The sequence below is a fragment of the Nonomuraea sp. NPDC048881 genome, from assembly GCF_040649795.1.
GTDB lineage: Bacteria > Actinomycetota > Actinomycetes > Streptosporangiales > Streptosporangiaceae > Nonomuraea.
Genome location: NZ_JBEZGC010000001.1, coordinates 430,873 through 447,760 on the forward strand (window position 1 = coordinate 430,873; position 16,888 = coordinate 447,760).

Consider the following 16,888-nt stretch of genomic DNA (forward strand, 5'->3'; position numbering starts at 1 on the left):
TGTTGTTACGCCTTCCCGTGGGTGGGTAGGAGGAAGGCGTCCATGGGGGGCTCCATTGCGGGCGGGCGGCAGGGAGGTGTGCAGTGACCGATCCGGTCATCGCACAGGATCAGCTTGACGCTGAAGAACTCGGATGGCAGGAGCGTGCGTTGTGCGCGCAGACCGATCCGGAGGCGTTCTTCCCGGAAAAAGGCGGCTCCACCCGAGAAGCCAAGAAGGTTTGTCGATCGTGCGAGGTCCGTGCCGAGTGCTTGGAGTACGCGCTCGAACACGATGAGCGCTTCGGCATCTGGGGTGGGTTGTCGGAGCGGGAGCGCAGACGGATCAAGCGCCAGGCCGTTTAGGGGATATGAGCGAAAGGGTCACGCGGTAGCCCGCGTGGCCCTTTTTCGCGTGTGATGTCACCTGTAGGGTGGGCGCGCCTGATCAACGCTGGAGTCGCCCGCCCATGTCACGCCCCCTCGTCACCGCGATCGTCGTCGCCCATGACGGCGGCCGCTGGCTGGGGGACACCTTGCGCGCGCTGGCCGGTCAGAGCCGCAGGCCGGAGCGCGTCGCCGGGGTCGACAACGGCAGCAGGGACGGCTCGGCCGACCTGCTCGCGCAGGCGCTCGGCGCGTCCAACGTGCTCGCGCTCCCGCGCTCGGCCTCCTTCGGCGACGCGGTGGCGGAGGTGCTGGACCGGCTGCCGCCGTGCGGCCAGGACGAGTGGCTCTGGCTGCTGCACGACGACTGCGCCCCCGACCGGCGGGCGCTGGAGGCCCTGCTCATGGCGGCCGAGCAGGATCCCAAGGCGGCGGTGCTCGGCCCGAAGCTGCGCGACTGGCTCGACCGCAGGCGCCTGCTCGAACTGGGCGTGACCGTCGGCCTCACCGGGCGCAGGGACACCGGGCTGGAGCCGCGCGAGTTCGACCAGGGGCAGCACGACGGCATCCGGGAGGTGCTCTCGGTCTCCACGGCGGGCATGCTGGTCCGCCGCGACGTCTGGGAGCGGCTCGGCGGTCTCGACCCGCTGTTCCCGCTCTTCCGCGACGACCTCGACCTGTGCTGGCGGGTGCGCAACGCCGGGCACCGGGTGCTGGCCGTCACCTCGGCGGTGGCCTGGCACGCCGAGGCGGCGGCCCGCAGACGGCGGCGGATCACGGTTAGCGGCGACCATCCGCGCAGGCTCGACCGGCGCAACGCGATGTTCGTCGTCATGGCGAACCTGCCGTTCCGCGTGATGGTGTGGGCGCTGCTGCGGAACCTGGCCGGGTCGGCCCTGCGCACGCTGCTGTTCCTGGTGGGCAAGCAGCCGGCGAACGCGCTGGACGAGATGGTGGCGCTGGGGTCGATCCTGGCGCATCCCTTCCGGCTGCTGAAGGCGCGCAGGGCCCGCCGCGAAGGCCGTAAAAAGGGATTTATTCGTATCAAGCGGTTGCTGACGCCGCCGGGGGCGGCCTACCGGCGGCTGACCGACATGGTGCAGAGCTTCCTCGCCGGCGCGGGCCCCGTCGACTCCGCTGGCCGCCACCACCACTCCACCCCGGAGGACGACGAGGACGGCGCACCCGCCGACACCGGCGCGGTCAAGGGCTTCCTCCGGCGGCCCGGCGTCGTCCTCATGATCGCCCTGGCCGTGATCTCGGTGGCCGCCGAACGGTCGTTGCTCGGCGGCGACCGGCTGGGCGGCGGCGCGCTGGTCCCGGTCACGGGCGGCGCGGGTGATCTGTGGCGGTTCTACACCGAGGGCTTCCACGACATCGGGCTCGGCTCCACCGACTGGGCGCCGCCGTACGTGGCGCTGCTGGCGCTGGCCTCGACGCTCGCGCTCGGCAAGACGTGGCTGGCGGTGTCCGTGCTGCTGCTCGGCTCGGTGCCGCTGGCCGGGGCGTCGGCGTACCTGGCGACCCGGCACGTCATCCCGGCGGTGCCCGCGCGGGCGTGGGCGGCGGGCACGTACGCGCTGCTGCCCGTCGCGACCGGCGCGATCGCGTCCGGACGGCTCGGCACGGCGGTGGTGTTCGTGCTGGTCCCGGTGTACGCCGCGCTCGGCACCACGCTGCTGTCCGGGGAACGGCGCCGCGCGCGGCGCGCGGCCTGGGCGCTGGGGCTGCTGCTGGCCGTGGGGACGGCGTTCGTCCCGCTGGTGTACCCGCTCTTCGCGGTGCTCGGCGTGCTGGCCGCCGTCGCGTACGGCGGGGTGCGGCGCGGCGTGGTGACCTCCATGGTGATCGCGCTCGCGGTGCCCGTCGCGCTGCTGCTCCCGTGGCTGGCCGGGCTGGTCACGGACCCGGGCCGGATCCTCCTGGAGGCGGGCCTGCACGATCCCGCCCTGGTGGCGGCGGGGCTCGCGCCGGAGTCGCTGCTCGCGCTCAGCCCGGGAGGGCCGGGGCTGCCGCCGTTCTGGGTGACGGCCGGGCTGGTGGTGACGGCGCTGGCCGCGCTGCTCATGCGCCGCCAGCGGCTGATCGTCGCGATCGGCTGGGGCGTCACGTTGTACGGTGTGCTGGCGGCCGTCCTGGTCAGCCGGATCAGCGTCGAAGGGGCGCGGGCCTGGCCCGGCGTGCCGCTGGCGTTCGCGGGGACCGGGCTGCTGGTGCTCGTCGGCCTGACCGCGCACCGGCTGGCCGAGCTGCGGGCCGACGGCGGGCTGCGCAGGATCGGCGCGTCCCTGGTGGTGGCCGCGGCGGTGAGCACGCCGATCCTGGCCGCCGGCTATTGGGTGGCGTACGGGGTGCGCGGCCCGCTGACCGGCCACGCGCCCGGCGTGCTGCCCGCGCTGGCCGCGTGGAGCACCCGGCACGGCGAGCGCACGCTGGTCGTCAAGGGGGACGCCTTCACCGTGCTGCACGGCCGTACCCCGTTGATCGGCGAGGCCGAGCTGCCGGTCGCGTCCGAGGGACGGTCGAAGGTGGCGGACGCGGCGCGCGGCCTGGTCGGCGGCCGGGGCGGAACCGACGCCGCGACGCTGGCCCAGCACGGGATCGCCATGCTGGCGGTGGCCGCGCCGGTGCCGCCGCCGCTGGCCAGGTCGCTGGACTCCCAGCCGTCGCTGGAACGCATGAGCCTGTCGGAGGCGGGCGGCCTGTGGCGGCTGACCGAGCCGTTCACCCGCGTGCCCGCCCAGCCGGCGGACGTCCTGCACGCGCCCTGGTTGTGGGCCCAGGGCGTCCTGGCCCTGGTCGTGCTGGTCCTGGCCATGCCGGGACGCCGGGGGAGCGGCGCGGTCGAGGGCGTCGAGGCGGCCGTCCCCGTGCCCGCGGGGGTGCGATGAAGGCGTTCGTGGAGAACAGGTTCGGCCTGCTGGTGCTGGTGGTGGTGGCCCTGTCCGCCCTGTACGGCGTCGCCCTCGTCACCCGCCCGGCCCCCCTCCCGGCCAGGGGCGAGGGGCCGCGGAAGGTCGCCGTCGAGTCGGTGACGGCCGTCTGCCCCGGCGCCGAAGGCGCGCGGATGAACGTCTACCTGCCCGGACGCCTGTCCCACGAGGTCATGAAGAACGCCGAGCCGTACGTGACGAACGGCCCGGGAGCGCTCGAAGCCGGATACACCACCCGGGTGACCTCGGGCGCGGCCCGCGGGCTGTCCGGGGTGCGCTGCACCGAGCCGGCGCAGTCGGCCTGGCTGGCCGGCCCCGGCCCCGCGGCGGCCGACGTGATCCTGCACCTCACCAACGCCGACAAGGCCCCGGCCCAGGCCGACGTCGAGGTGTACGCGGCCGAGGGCCTGGTCTCCGGCGACGCGGGCCGCGGCCTGGAGATCGCGCCCGGCGAGCACAAGGAGATCGACCTCAAGACGCTCGCGCCCTCGGCCGACGTCATGGCCGTCGGCGTGACCACCGTCTTCGGCCGGCTCGCGGTCGCGGCCAGGGCGTCGATGCGCGGCGGCGGCGTGGACTGGCTGCCGCTCGCCGCGCCCCCGGCCACCCGCGTGGTGGTGCCCGGCATCCCCGGCGGCGGCGGGCGGCGCGAACTGCTGGTCGCCGCCCCCGGCGAGAACGACGTGTCCGTGCAGGTCAAGGCGGTCAGCGAGGACGCCGCGTACGCGATGAGAGGCCGCGAGAGCGTCGACGTGCCCGCCGGCAGCGTGGTCGCGCTGGACGTGACCACCGGGATCGGCGGCGAGGCGGCCGCGCTCGTGCTCACCGCGCCCGCGCCGATCGTGGCCGGGCTGGTCGCCACCGGCACCGGGCAGCGGCTGGACGTGGCGTTCACCGCGGGCACGCCCCCGCTCGACCTGGGCAGCGCGGTCGCGGGCAACGGTCCGGGCACGCGGCTGCTGTTCACCGCGCCGGACGGGCCCGGCGAGGTCAGGGTGCAGGAGGTGCCGGCGAAGGGCGCGGCGGGCAGGCCGTACGACGTGGCGGTGCCCGCCGGGCGGACCAAGGAGGTGCGGCTGCGCGGCAAGGGCGGGTTCGCCGTGGTCGTCACGCCCGTGTCGGGCCAGGTCTACGGCGGCCGGGTCATCGAGGAGCGGGAGAAGGACGGCCTGCTCGTCACCGCCCAGCCGCTCGCGCCCGCGCGCGTGTGGACCGTGCTGCCCGCGCTGACCGACAGCCCCCGCGTGGTGCTGCCCGGCTGAGCCACGGATCGACGGCGGACGGCGTAGCCCGGGGAAGCCACGGGTCAGCGGCGGTCGTCGTAGCCCGGGTCGACGGTCTCGGGGGCGAGGCCGAGCAGCGTGGCGACCTGCTCGACCACCGTGTCGTGCACCATCGCGCCCAGGGTGTCGCGGTCGCGGGCGCGCGCCTCCAGCGGGCGGCGGTAGATCACCACCGCGGCCGGTGACTGGCCGCTGGCCGCGTCGGCCCGGCCGAACGGGATCGGCTCGGTGCCCATGCTCGGGCCGTCGCCCAGCTCGTTGAGCGGCGGCACCTCCTCGACCGCGAACTCCACGGCGGACAGCTGTTTGTCCCACCGGGGCCGCAGCCGGTCGACGGCGTCGAGGACGAGGTCGTCGAAGCGCTCGCTGCGGGAACGGGCCATGGGGACGTGGGAGGGGGCGAGGGGGCCGCGCAGGCCACGACCGTGGCGATCGCGCCGTCTGGGACCGCGCTTTGGAGTCACCGCCCAAGTGTAAGGGCACGTGCCCGCGAACCCCCGGAACCCCCGCCCGCGTCGCCGCCCTCAGGGAGCGGGGGAAGGAGCGCTTCCAACGGACGCCCTCACGCCCGGCTGTCCGTTCCGGCCGGTCACCTTCCTCGGTCGTCGATCAAGGAAATCAGGAAAGTACGGCGCGACCGGTGTGGCGTCAGCGGCGAGGGGGCAAGGTTGTCCCTCAGGCGCGCGCATCGGCGCATGTGGGTGGAAAGCCTGCGACAGGTGTCCGAATTGTGGCGACACGCTCGTTAAGAGCGCTCAGATAGTGGCGCCTCGCACTCTTACCAGATACGGTCCCTCCGTGAGCCCCGTCCGCCGCTGTTCCCGCACCGCTTGCAGCCAGCCTGCCGTCTTCACGCTCACGTACGTATACGCCGACTCGACCGCAGTTCTCGGCCCTCTGGCGACGTACGCCGAGCCACACTGTTACGACCTGTGCGCCGAACACGCCGAGCGGCTGACCGCTCCCCGCGGCTGGGAGGTCGTCCGGCTCCCCACCGACGGCAACTCCCCCAGCTCAGACGACCTGGAGGCGCTGGCCAACGCGGTCAGGGAAGCCGCCAGGCCCACCCCGTCCGGCAGCGGCGAGCCGGTCGGCCAAGGGGTCGAGGTCGGGCGCAGGGGCCACCTGCGCGTTCTTCGGTCGGCCCAGCAGCACCGCGACCGGTAGGCTCGTTTCACACGACAAACGACCTAGGGGCGGAGCTGGAGAGTGGGCGACCTCGCCAAGATCTTCAAAGCGTACGACGTTCGCGGGGTGGTTCCCGACGAGCTCGACGAGCCGATCGCCGAGGCCGTGGGTGCGGCGTTCGTCGAGGTGACCGCAGCCGCGTCCGTCGTGGTCGCCCATGACATGCGAGAGTCCTCCGTGCCGCTGGCCGAGGCGTTCGTCAGGGGCGCCCGCTCGCGCGGCGCCGACGTCGTGTTCGCCGGGCTCGGCTCCACCGACCTGCTCTACTACGCCAGCGGCAGCCTGGGCCTGCCCGGCGTGATGTTCACCGCCAGCCACAACCCGGCCCGCTACAACGGGATGAAGATGTGCCGCGGCGGCGCGGTGCCGATCGGCGGCGAGACCGGGCTGGCCGAGATCCGCGACCGCGCGGCCGAGCTGCTGGGCGCCCCCGCCACCCCGACCGGGTCGCTGATCGAGAAGGACCTGCTGTCCGGCTACGCCGCCCACCTGCGCGGGCTCGTCGACCTGTCGGCGATCCGGCCGCTCAAGGTCGTCGCCGACGCCGGCAACGGCATGGCCGGCCACACCGTCCCGGCCGTGTTCGAGGGCCTGCCGCTGGAGCTGGTCCCGCTCTACTTCGAGCTCGACGGCAGCTTCCCCAACCACGAGGCCAACCCGCTGGAGCCGCAGAACCTCCTCGACGTGCAGCGGGCCGTCGTCGAGAGCGGCGCCGACCTGGGCCTCGCCTTCGACGGCGACGCCGACCGCTGCTGGGTGGTCGACGAGCGGGGCGCGTCCGTCTCGCCGTCGGCCGTCACCGCCCTGGTCGCCACCCGTGAGCTGGCCAAAGACCCCGGCGGCACGATCATCCACAACGTGATCACCTCGCTCGGCGTGCCGGAGATCGTCCGCGAGCACGGCGGCACGCCCGTGCGCACGCGCGTCGGCCACTCCTTCATCAAGGCGGAGATGGCCCGCACCGGCGCGATCTTCGGCGGCGAGCACTCCGCCCACTACTACTTCCGCGACTTCTGGTTCGCCGACTCGGGCCTGCTCGCCGCGATGCACGTGCTGGCCGCGCTCGGCGAGCAGGAGCGCCCGCTGTCCCAGGTGGTGGCGGCCTACTCGCGTTACCACGCCTCCGGCGAGCTCAACAGCGCGGTCGCCGACCAGGATGAGGCGCTGGCGCTCGTCCGCGCGGCCTTCGCGGGCCGCGGCGAGGTCGACGAGCTCGACGGCCTGACGATCACCGGCCCCGACTGGTGGTTCAACCTGCGCGCGTCCAACACCGAGCCGCTCCTCAGGCTGAACGCCGAGGCGGCCGACGAGAGCAAGATGAAGGCGATCAAGGACGAGGTCCTCGCCATCGTGGGAAGGGTGTCACTGTGAAGATCGACGACTGGCTGCTGGAGATCCTGGCCTGCCCGGCCTGCAAGGCGCCGCTGCGCGCCGAGGCCGAGACCGAGGAGCTGGTCTGCACGGACTGCGGTCTGATCTACCCCGTGCGCGACGACATCCCCGTCCTGCTGGTCGATGAGGCAAGGAAGCCGTGACCTGGGAGCCCGGGCGGCTCGATGACCAGCAACACCTCACCGCGGCCGATCCGGGCGGCATGCTGCTCGCGGTCGCGGCCTCGGCCGCCCAGGTGCGCACGGGTCACCGTGCCGCGGTCGAGGCCGGCGTCGACCGGCTGTCCGCCCAGGGCCGCCCGCGGGCCGTCGTGGTCGCGGGCATGGGCACGGCGGGCCTGACCGGAGACATCCTCGCGGCGGTGTGCGGCAACGGCGTGCCGGCGCCGATCGTGACGTTGCGGTCCTACCAGCTGCCGGGCTGGGTCGGCGCGACCGACCTGGTCATCGCCGTCTCCGCCACCGGCGACGACGACGAGACGGTCTCCGTCGCCGTCCAGGCCGTCCGGCGGGGGTGCGGGCTGCTGGCCGTGTGCCCGCCGGGCTCGCCGCTGGAGGCCGTGGCCGTGCAGGCGTCGGCGATCCACGTCCCGGTGCGGGTCGAGGGGCAGCCGAGGTCGGGGCTGTGGCTGCTGACGGTTCCGGTGATCGTGGCCGCGTCCGCGCTCGGGCTGGTCACCGCCGGGCCCGAGGTGTTCGAGCGGGTGGCCGCGATCCTGGAGGACATCGCCAACCGCTGCCGGCCCTCCAGCGAGTCCTTCGTCAATCCGGGTAAGTCGCTCGCCACGGACCTGGCCGAGAGCATTCCGATGATCTGGGGTTCCTCGCCGGTGGCCTGCGCGGCGGCGTACCGGCTGGCCTGCCAGCTCAACGAGACCGGCAAGTACCCCGCGGTCTTCGGTCAGCTGCCCGAGGCCGGCCACAACCAGGTGGCGGCCCTGGAGGGGCCGCTGGCCGAGCGGGACATCTTCGCCGACGAGGCCGGGCCGACGCTCAGGCTCGTCATGCTGCGCGACGTCGAGGAACATCCCCAGGTCACGCGGCAGCGCGAGGCGTCGCTGCGGCTCGCGCACGACCGTGACGTGCCGGTCACCGAGCTGACCGCGGAGGGCGTGCATCCGCTCGAACGGCTGGCCACGCTCGTCGGCCTGGCCGACTACGCCGCCACCTACCTGGCCCTCGGCTACGCCGTCGATCCGACGCCTGTGGCCACGATCAATGAGCTTCGGGCCAGGATTTCCCAATAGGATCCCATGTCAGGGTCTTTTTAGGTGATCTTTATGAGTGGAGACGTCCGGTGAGCGCGAGTGGTGGCACGAAGGCAATCATTGCGGCGCTGAGCGCCAACCTGGCGATCGCGGTGTCGAAGTTCGTGGCGGCGTTCTTCACCGGGTCGTCCTCGATGCTGGCCGAGGGCATCCACTCGGTCGCCGACTCGGGCAACCAGCTCCTGCTGCTGATCGGCGGGAAACGGGCCCAGCGGGCCAGCGACAAGACCCACCCCTTCGGCTACGGGCGCGAGCGTTACTTCTACGCGTTCGTGGTCGCCGTCGTGCTGTTCACGATCGGCGCGGTCTTCTCCCTCTACGAGGGCTGGCACAAGATCTCCGAACCGGCCGAAGTCGACAGGCCCATCTGGGCGTTCGCGGTGCTGATCTTCGCGATCATCGCCGAGGGCTTCTCCTTCCGTACGGCGATCAAGGAGTCCAACCCGCTGCGCGGCAAGCAGTCGTGGTTCGCCTTCATCCGCCGTTCGAAGTCGCCCGAGCTGCCCGTCATCCTGCTGGAGGACCTGGGCGCGCTGCTCGGCCTGATCTTCGCGCTGTTCGGCGTGACGATGGCCGTCATCACCGGCGACGGCGTCTGGGACGGCATCGGCACCCTCATGATCGGCGTGCTGCTGGCGATCATCGCGGTCGTGCTGGCCGTCGAGACCAAGTCGCTGCTGCTCGGGGAGGGCGCCTCGCCCGAGGTCGAGGAGCAGATCCGGGCCGCGCTGGAGGGGGCGCCCGAGGTGGCCAGGATCATCCACATGCGCACGCTGCACCTCGGCCCCGAGGAGCTGCTGGTGGCCGCCAAGATCGCGGTCGAGCACGACGACACGGCCGGCGAGGTGGCCCGCGGCATCGACGAGGCCGAGCGGCGCATCCGCGACGCGGTGCCGATCGCGCGGGTGATCTACCTGGAGCCCGACCTCGACCGGCTGCGCACGACGACGAGCTGACGCTCGTCCCGGAAGCCGGCCGCGCACGACGGCCGGCTGACGCTCCGCGGGGCGTATGACGCTCAGCCCTGGGGTCGCAGGAGCCTCAGGGCCTTCTCCTTCTCGAAGTCCAGGGCCCGGCGCGGCACCTGGATGCGGCCGATGCGCACGCCCAGGTCGCGCACGGCCGCGGCCACCTGCGGCTCGCTCAGTACGCGCAACGCGAACGCCAGCTCGGCGGGCGAGACGTCGAAGCGTTTCTCCAGCTCCACCCCCTGCGCCACGGCGGCCAGCTCCTCGGGCCCGAATCTGCGGTGCGCCCCCCGCTCACGGACCGGCGGCAGCAGGCCCAGTGCCTCCCGGTATCGGAGCATTCGTGGGGACATGCCGAGCCGCTTGGCCGCTTCCGTGATGCGCATCCTTACATTCTTACGTCAGTTTCGCTGTCTCGGAGATGCGGGGCTGCCCGAGCGCCGCCTAAACTCGTCCGCGACAGCAATCGTGACGCGAGGGGAATCCCGATGGACTTCAAGGTCGCCGACCTTTCACTTGCCGACTTCGGCCGTAAGGAAATCCGGCTCGCCGAGCACGAGATGCCCGGCCTCATGGCGATGCGCAAGGAATACGCGGCCTCCCAGCCCCTCCGCGGCGCGAAGATCATGGGCTCGCTGCACATGACGATCCAGACGGCCGTGCTCATCGAGACGCTGGTCGCGCTCGGCGCCGAGGTCCGCTGGGTCAGCTGCAACATCTTCTCCACCCAGGACCACGCCGCCGCCGCGGTCGTCGTCGGCCCCGAGGGCACCGTCGAAGACCCCAAGGGCGTCCCCGTGTTCGCCTGGAAGGGCGAGACGCTGGAGGAGTACTGGTGGTGCACCGAGCAGGCCCTCACCTGGCCCGGCGGTGACGCCCCCAACATGATCCTCGACGACGGCGGCGACGCCACGCTCCTCGTGCACAAGGGCGCCGAGTACGAGAAGGCCGGGGCCGTGCCCCCCGCCGGCGCCGACGACCCGGAGGAGTGGCACGTCATCATCGACCTGCTCACCCGCACGGTCGGCGAGGACAAGCGCTGGACGCGCATCGCCGAGAGCATCAAGGGCGTGACCGAGGAGACCACCACCGGCGTGCACCGTCTCTACGAGATGCACAAGAACGGCCAGCTGCTCTTCCCGGCGATCAACGTCAACGACTCGGTCACCAAGTCGAAGTTCGACAACAAGTACGGCTGCCGCCACTCCGTCATCGACGGCCTCAACCGCGCCACCGACGTGCTCATCGGCGGCAAGGTGGCCGTGGTCTGCGGCTACGGCGACGTCGGCAAGGGCTGCGCCGACGCGCTGCGCGGCCAGGGCGCCCGGGTCATCGTCACCGAGATCGACCCGATCTGCGCCCTTCAGGCGGCCATGGACGGCTTCCAGGTCACCACGCTGGAGGACGTCGTCGGCATCGCCGACATCTTCGTGACCACCACCGGCAACTTCAACATCATCACCGCCGAGCACATGGCGCAGATGAAGCACCAGGCGATCGTGTCCAACATCGGCCACTTCGACAACGAGATCGACATGGCCGGCCTGGCCAAGCTGCCCGGCATCGTGAAGAACAACATCAAGCCGCAGGTCGACGAGTGGGTCTTCGCCGACGGCCACTCGATCATCGTGCTGGCCGAGGGACGCCTGATGAACCTGGGCTGCGCCACCGGCCACCCCAGCTTCGTCATGTCCAACTCCTTCACCAACCAGGTGATCGCGCAGATCGAGCTGTTCACCAAGACGGCCGAATACCCGATCGGCGTCTACACGCTGCCCAAGCACCTCGACGAGAAGGTCGCCCGCCTCCACCTCGACGCGCTCGGCGTCAAGCTCACCGAGCTGACCAAGGAGCAGGCGGCCTACATCGGCGTGCACGTCGAGGGCCCGTACAAGTCCGACCACTACCGCTACTGATCGGCTGGGCGGCTCCGGGAGGGGGTCCCCCTCCCGGAGCCGTGCTTTTTCGCGAGGGGCTGGGCATGGATCTCTGGGAAAGCGGCGAGCGGCAGATCTCCTGGGCCGCGCGCTCGATGCCGGTGCTGACCGCCATCGGCGAGCGGTTCGCGCTCGAACGCCCGCTCGACGGGCTCAAGATCGCGGCCTGCCTCCACGTCACCGCCGAGACGGCCGTGCTCATGGGCGCGCTGAAGGCGGGCGGCGCCGAGATCGCGCTGGCCGCCTCCAACCCGCTGTCCACCCAGGACGACGTGGCCGAGGCCCTGCGCGCGTACGGGATCGCCGTGCACGCGCGGGCCGGGGTCGATCGCGCCACCTACTACCTGCACATCCACCAGGCCCTCGACCTCGGCCCCGACCTCGTGCTCGACGACGGCTGCGACCTGGTGAACATCCTGCACACCGAGCGCACCGACCTGCTCGAAGGCGTGAGCGGAGGGTGCGAGGAGACCACGACCGGCATCATCAGGCTGCGGCAGATGGCGGCCGAGCAGGCGTTGCGCTTCCCGGTCGTGGCCGTCAACGACACCCGTACGAAGCGCATGTTCGACAACCGGTACGGCACCGGGCAGTCCACCCTCGACGGGATCATGCGCGCCACCAACACCATGCTCGCCGGTCGTACGGTCGTGGTGGCCGGGTTCGGGTTCTGCGGGCGCGGCGTGGCCGAGCGGGCCAAGGGGCTCGGCGCGCGGGTCGTCGTCACCGAGATCGACGCCGTCAAGGCCCTCGACGCCACCCTGCAGGGCTACGAGGTGCGTCCCATGGCCCAGGCGGCGATGATCGGCGACCTGTTCATCACCGTGACGGGCAACCGGGACGTCATCAGGGCCGAGCACCTGTCCGTGATGAAGGACGGCGCGATCCTGGCCAACGCCGGCCACTTCGACGTCGAGATCGACGTGCGGGCCCTCGACGAGATGGCCCGCGAGGTGCACCGGGGGGTGCGCCCGAACACGGACGAGTACGTCATGCCCGACGGCAACCGCCTGCTGTTGCTGGCCGAGGGCCGCCTGGTCAACCTGACCGCCGCCGAGGGCCATCCGGCGGCCGTCATGGACATGTCGTTCTCCGCGCAGGCGCTGGCCGTGGCCTGGCTGGCGGGGCAGCGGGCGGGCCTGGTGCCCGGCGTGTACGACGTGCCGGAGGAGATCGACCACGAGGTGGCCAAGCTCAAGCTGGCCGCCGCCGGCATCGGCATCGACACGCTGACCCCGGAGCAGGAGGACTACCTCCACTCCTGGCGGGTCGGCTCCTAGGGAGCTAGAGGGCCGCCTGCATCTCCTGCATGCGGCGGATCTCGGCCGTCTGGGTGACGCTGACGTCCGTGGCCAGCTCCTCGATCTTGATGTGCGAGCCCGCGGTCAGGACCCGGTCGGACATCTCAAGGGCGCCCAGATGGTGTTTGATCATCAGCTCCAGGAACAGCCGGTCGAAGCCCTTGCCCGTGGCCGCCTTCAGCGCCGCCATCTGCTCGGGCGTGGCCATGCCGGGCATGTCGCCGTGCGCCGCGTGGTGGTCGGGCACCTTCTGGTCCTGCTCCTTGAGCCAGGTGGTCATGAACTGGATCTCCGGGCCTTGGGCCGTCTTGATCCGGTCGGCCAGGCCCTTGAGCTTGACGGAGTCCGCCCTGGTGGGAGCCAGGATCGCCATGTCGAGGGCCTGCCGGTGATGGACGATCATGTCCTGGACGTACGTGATGTCGGCGGCGTTGGCCGTGGGCCCGGGGACGGCGGTGGCCGCCTCGCCCGGGGCCAGCGTGCGGGCCTGCTCGCCCGGACGGCCGGGGGCGAGCACCGGCGCGGTGGAGTCGGCCCGCGGCGCGGAGGACGCGCCGGAGGAGCAGCCGGACAGGGCAATCAGCGTGCCCGCGATGACGATGAGCGCGCCGCGCACTCGGCCTCCTGACTGGCTCGGGACGAGAATGCGGACTCTAGGCCATATACCGCTCCAGCGAAAGAGGTTGAAACGGAACAAGATTTGACACATTGGACACTGGCCAGGTCCTGGCGGCGTGAGCGACGATGACGGAGATTTATGCCCCCTTTATAGGAGGACCACGGAGTGTTCACCCCCCGCAGGGCCCTCATCCTGGTCGCCGCCCTCGTGGCGGCAACGGGCGCCACACTGCCCGCCCAGGCTGCGGACATCCCGGCTCCCGGCGAGATCGTCATGAGCTCCAACATCACGCACGTCACGAACGTGCCCAAGCCACAGGCGCTGTCCGACATCCACACCGACATGGCCTTCCAGGGCGACTACGCCTTCGTCGGCAACTACTACGGCTTCTCGATCTACGACATCAAGCAGCCGAAGAAGACGTCGCTGGTGAGCTCGGTCGTGTGCCCAGGCGGCCAGATGGACATGTCCGTCTACGGCAACCTGCTGTTCGGGTCCGTCGACTCCTCGCGCAACGACGACTCGTGCAGCAGCACCTCCCAGAGCGCCTCCGTCAAGGAGTCGTGGGAGGGCATGCGCATCTTCGACGTGAGCGACAAGTCCAACCCCAAGTACGTCAAGTCGGTCGAGACCAACTGCGGCTCGCACACCAACACGCTGGTGCCCGGCCGCGACGGCAAGAACGTCTATATCTACGTCTCCTCCTACGGCCCCAACGCGAACTACCCGGACTGCAAGCCGCCGCACGACCTGATCTCGATCATCAAGGTCCCGCTGGACAACCCGGCCGCCGCAGCCGTCATCGCGACGCCGAACCTGTTCCCCGACGGCGGCAACCCCGGCCTGCCGCTGCCGTACCCGAACGGCAAGTCGGCCACCACCGGCTGCCACGACATCACCGCCTACCCCGAGAAGGGCATCGCCGCGGGCGCCTGCATGGGCGAGGGCGTCCTGCTCGACATCTCCGACCCCGAGCAGCCCAAGGTCACCGCGAAGGTGCGCGATGACGTGAACTTCGCGTTCTGGCACTCGGCCACGTTCAACAACGAGGGCACGAAGGTCGTCTTCACCGACGAGCTGGGCGGCGGCAGCCGGGCCACCTGCAACGCGGCCATCGGCCCGAACAAGGGCGCCAACGCCTACTACGACATCGTCGGCGGGCAGCTCGTGTTCAAGGGCTACTTCAAGATCGCCCGACACCAGGCCGACACCGAGAACTGCGTCGCGCACAACGGCTCGCTGATCCCGGTCAAGGGCCGCGACGTCATGGTGCAGGCGTGGTACCAGGGCGGCATCTCGGTGGTGGACTTCACCGACTCCGCCCACCCGCAGGAGATCGCCTACTTCGAGCGCGGGCCGGACGAGACCGCTCCGCCGCTCGACGGGGGCTTCTGGTCGGCGTACTACTACAACGGCTACATCTACGGCTCGGACTTCAACCTGGGCCTGGACGTGCTCAAGCTCAACGACCCGCGGACGAACCAGGCCAACAGCGTCAAGATGGGCCAGCTGAACGCGCAGACGCAGGGCTCGTACCCCGAGCACGGGCGCGGCGTCCCCGGCGGCAACTGATCCGCTGCATGATCCCGCGCCGCCGGCTCACTGCGGCGGCGCGAACCCGCCCGGAGTCGCCTTCGGCGGCTCCGGCGCGGGCCCCGGCTGAGGCCGCTGCGGAGCCTGCCGCGGGTAGGGCGCCTGCTGATGCGGCGCCTGCGGGTACGGCCCTTGCTGCTGGTACGGCCCCTGCGGCGCATAAGGCCCCGGCTGCTGGTACGGCCCCGGCTGCGGGTACGGCGCGTACGGCGTGGACCGCGGCGCGGCGCCGGCTGCCAGGGCGGCCTGGCGCGCGAAGCGGGCCTCCTCCCGCCGCCGGCGCTCGGCCAGCACCGCGCTCAGGTACGCGTGCGGCGGCACCCCCGCGGGCGCGGCGGGCGACACGAAGGCCGCGGTCTGCGTCGCGATGCGCACCCCCATGTCGTGCTGGACCTGCGGCGTGAGGTCGTGCCAGCGCATCAGGTACTGGCGGGCGGCCTGCGCCACCTCCTCGGGAAGCTGGGAGAGCTCCAGGGTGGCGGCCCACGCGGCCAGCGGCGGCGGCATGAGGATGGCCTGCCCGCTCTCGCGCGGCCCCCGGTCGGAGATCACGATGGTCCCGGCGAAGATGTCGCCGAGCCGCTTGCCCCGCTGGGAGACCAGCGAGGAGATCAGCGCGGGCGCGCCGGAGAACATCCAGAACTCCACCAGCCCGGCCAGCCCGCGGAACAGCGCCTGCCGGAAGCGTTCCGGGCTGCCGTCGTCGGCGACCACCCGCAGGCCGAGCGCCAGCTTGCCGAGGCTGCGCCCTCTGCTGAGCGTCTCGAAGAGCACCGGATAGCCGATCATGACCAGCACCAGCAGTACGATCATGGCCGCGCCGAGCATCGCGTCGTCCGTGACGACCGCGAACGCGCCCAGGAGCATGTACGCGCCGATCAGCACGACGAGCTGCACCGTCATGTCGATGACGAACGCCAGCGCGCGCGAGGGCATCTGGGCCACCCGCACCTCGACGACGACGGCGTCCCCGGTCACAACCTCTGACATATGTGGAGCCTAACGGCAATGCCGCATTGATCGAGCGGCCACAATGGTCGGGTGGACATCGATGCGTTCGTCACAGCACACCGCCCCGTCTGGGACCGGCTCGACCACCTGGTCAAGAACCGCTCCTCGCTGACCGGCGCGGAAGTGGACGAACTGGTCGACCTCTATCAGCGGGTGTCCACGCACCTGTCCATCGTGCGCTCCTCCTCCCGTGACGCGGTGCTGGCCGGGCGGCTGTCGGCGCTGGTGGCCAGGGCCAGGTCGGCGGTGACCGGCGCGCACACGCCCGCCTGGCGGGAGCTGGCCCGCTTCTTCACCGTCTCCTTCCCCGTGGTGGCCTACCGGGCGCGCTGGTGGTGGCTGGCCGCGGCGCTGGCCAGCATCGCGGTCGCGTGGGTGCTGGGGGCGTGGGTGGCCGCCAACCCCGACGTGCAGGCGTCGATCGCCTCGCCGGACGAGATCGCCCAGCTCGTCGACCACGACTTCGCCGACTACTACTCCGAGCACCCCGCCGCCTCCTTCGCCAGCCACGTGTGGGTCAACAACGCCTGGGTGTCGGCCCAGGTCATCATCTACGCCATCCTGCTCGGCATCCCCATCCCGTTCATCCTCTACAGCAACGCCGAGAACGTCGGCGTCTCGGCCGGACTGATGGCCTCCAGGGGCAAGCTGGACATCTTCTTCGGCCTGATCACACCGCACGGCCTGCTGGAGCTGACCGGCGTCTTCCTGGCCGCCGCCGTCGGCCTGCGCCTGGGCTGGACGGTGATCGATCCGGGGCCGCGCAAACGGCTGGAGGCGCTGGCCGAGCAGGGCCGGGCGGTGATGAGCGTCGCGCTCGGGCTGGTCGTGGTGCTGTTCGTGTCGGGCCTGATCGAGGCGTTCGTGACGCCGTCCGGGCTGCCCACGGCCGTGCGGGTCGGCATCGGCGTGCTCGCCGAGGCGGCCTTCCTGACGTACGTGATCGTCTTCGGCCGCAGAGCCCTGCGCGAGAACGAGACCGGCGACGTCGAACGCGCTCCCGACGTCGCCCCCACGGCCTAGCGGCCCTC

At 71.6% G+C, this 16,888-nt stretch carries 16 protein-coding genes; 12 read left to right on the top strand and 4 right to left on the bottom strand.

Features of this window, described 5'->3' with window-relative positions:
- Positions 1-83: 83 nt before the first annotated feature.
- From AB0C33_RS02120 to AB0C33_RS02130, 3 genes are all read left to right on the top strand, one after another.
- Positions 84-344 carry a WhiB family transcriptional regulator gene (locus AB0C33_RS02120; protein ID WP_020546325.1) on the top strand — a complete coding sequence of 87 codons (261 nt, stop codon included), beginning with the start codon at positions 84-86 and terminating at the stop codon, positions 342-344.
- A gap of 104 nt (positions 345-448) precedes the next feature.
- On the top strand, positions 449-3,256 hold the full coding sequence (locus AB0C33_RS02125) for a glycosyltransferase family 2 protein (RefSeq protein ID WP_358282735.1): 2,808 nt from the start codon (positions 449-451) through the stop codon (positions 3,254-3,256).
- Complete coding sequence (locus tag AB0C33_RS02130) at positions 3,253-4,560, top strand: DUF5719 family protein (RefSeq protein WP_358282737.1); 1,308 nt, start codon at positions 3,253-3,255, stop codon at positions 4,558-4,560. Before AB0C33_RS02125 ends, AB0C33_RS02130 begins: the two co-directional genes overlap by 4 nt.
- A 44-nt stretch (positions 4,561-4,604) precedes the next feature.
- Here the strand turns inward: AB0C33_RS02130 and AB0C33_RS02135 are convergent, their stop codons facing one another.
- Positions 4,605-4,964, bottom strand: coding sequence for a metallopeptidase family protein (locus tag AB0C33_RS02135; RefSeq protein ID WP_221762053.1), 360 nt, complete (start codon positions 4,962-4,964; stop codon positions 4,605-4,607).
- Positions 4,965-5,379: 415 nt separating this feature from the next.
- Here AB0C33_RS02135 and AB0C33_RS02140 point away from each other — a divergent pair, with 415 nt between their 5' ends.
- The 5 genes from AB0C33_RS02140 to AB0C33_RS02160 are packed head-to-tail and all read left to right on the top strand — an operon-like array spanning position 5,380 to position 9,384.
- Positions 5,380-5,748 carry a DUF3499 domain-containing protein gene (locus AB0C33_RS02140; RefSeq protein ID WP_352323386.1) on the top strand — a complete coding sequence of 123 codons (369 nt, stop codon included), beginning with the start codon at positions 5,380-5,382 and terminating at the stop codon, positions 5,746-5,748.
- Positions 5,749-5,790: 42 nt separating this feature from the next.
- Positions 5,791-7,140 (top strand): phosphomannomutase/phosphoglucomutase, encoded by a 1,350-nt coding sequence (locus tag AB0C33_RS02145; protein ID WP_358282740.1) that lies wholly within the window; start codon positions 5,791-5,793, stop codon positions 7,138-7,140.
- Complete coding sequence (locus tag AB0C33_RS02150; RefSeq protein ID WP_352323388.1) at positions 7,137-7,304, top strand: Trm112 family protein; 168 nt, start codon at positions 7,137-7,139, stop codon at positions 7,302-7,304. Before AB0C33_RS02145 ends, AB0C33_RS02150 begins: the two co-directional genes overlap by 4 nt.
- Positions 7,301-8,407: an SIS domain-containing protein gene (locus tag AB0C33_RS02155; protein WP_358282742.1), complete on the top strand. Its 1,107-nt coding sequence runs from the start codon at positions 7,301-7,303 to the stop codon at positions 8,405-8,407. The genes AB0C33_RS02150 and AB0C33_RS02155 overlap by 4 nt, the downstream gene beginning before the upstream one ends.
- A gap of 50 nt (positions 8,408-8,457) precedes the next feature.
- Complete coding sequence (locus AB0C33_RS02160; RefSeq protein WP_358282744.1) at positions 8,458-9,384, top strand: cation diffusion facilitator family transporter; 927 nt, start codon at positions 8,458-8,460, stop codon at positions 9,382-9,384.
- Between the two features lie 62 nt (positions 9,385-9,446).
- Here AB0C33_RS02160 and AB0C33_RS02165 read toward each other — a convergent pair whose 3' ends face one another.
- Complete coding sequence (locus AB0C33_RS02165) at positions 9,447-9,782, bottom strand: MerR family DNA-binding transcriptional regulator (protein ID WP_352323391.1); 336 nt, start codon at positions 9,780-9,782, stop codon at positions 9,447-9,449.
- A 102-nt stretch (positions 9,783-9,884) separates the two neighbouring features.
- Here AB0C33_RS02165 and ahcY point away from each other — a divergent pair, with 102 nt between their 5' ends.
- Together ahcY and AB0C33_RS02175 are read left to right on the top strand one after the other, a co-directional pair.
- On the top strand, positions 9,885-11,312 hold the full coding sequence (ahcY, locus tag AB0C33_RS02170) for an adenosylhomocysteinase (protein ID WP_352349253.1): 1,428 nt from the start codon (positions 9,885-9,887) through the stop codon (positions 11,310-11,312).
- Positions 11,313-11,377: 65 nt separating this feature from the next.
- Positions 11,378-12,613 carry an adenosylhomocysteinase gene (locus AB0C33_RS02175; protein ID WP_358282746.1) on the top strand — a complete coding sequence of 412 codons (1,236 nt, stop codon included), beginning with the start codon at positions 11,378-11,380 and terminating at the stop codon, positions 12,611-12,613.
- Between the two features lie 4 nt (positions 12,614-12,617).
- Here AB0C33_RS02175 and AB0C33_RS02180 read toward each other — a convergent pair whose 3' ends face one another.
- Complete coding sequence (locus AB0C33_RS02180) at positions 12,618-13,250, bottom strand: DUF305 domain-containing protein (RefSeq protein WP_358282748.1); 633 nt, start codon at positions 13,248-13,250, stop codon at positions 12,618-12,620.
- 168 nt (positions 13,251-13,418) lie between these two features.
- Between AB0C33_RS02180 and AB0C33_RS02185 the strand changes: the two genes are divergently transcribed.
- Complete coding sequence (locus AB0C33_RS02185) at positions 13,419-14,825, top strand: hypothetical protein (protein WP_358282750.1); 1,407 nt, start codon at positions 13,419-13,421, stop codon at positions 14,823-14,825.
- A 27-nt stretch (positions 14,826-14,852) separates the two neighbouring features.
- On the opposite strand, the gene AB0C33_RS02190 is transcribed toward AB0C33_RS02185, so the two are convergent.
- Positions 14,853-15,836, bottom strand: a complete 984-nt coding sequence (locus tag AB0C33_RS02190; RefSeq protein WP_358282752.1) for an RDD family protein — start codon at positions 15,834-15,836, stop codon at positions 14,853-14,855.
- A 51-nt stretch (positions 15,837-15,887) separates the two neighbouring features.
- Here AB0C33_RS02190 and AB0C33_RS02195 point away from each other — a divergent pair, with 51 nt between their 5' ends.
- The gene (locus tag AB0C33_RS02195) at positions 15,888-16,880 is read left to right on the top strand and encodes a stage II sporulation protein M (protein WP_358282754.1); all 993 of its coding nucleotides are present in this window, start codon (positions 15,888-15,890) and stop codon (positions 16,878-16,880) included.
- Positions 16,881-16,888 lie beyond the last annotated feature (8 nt).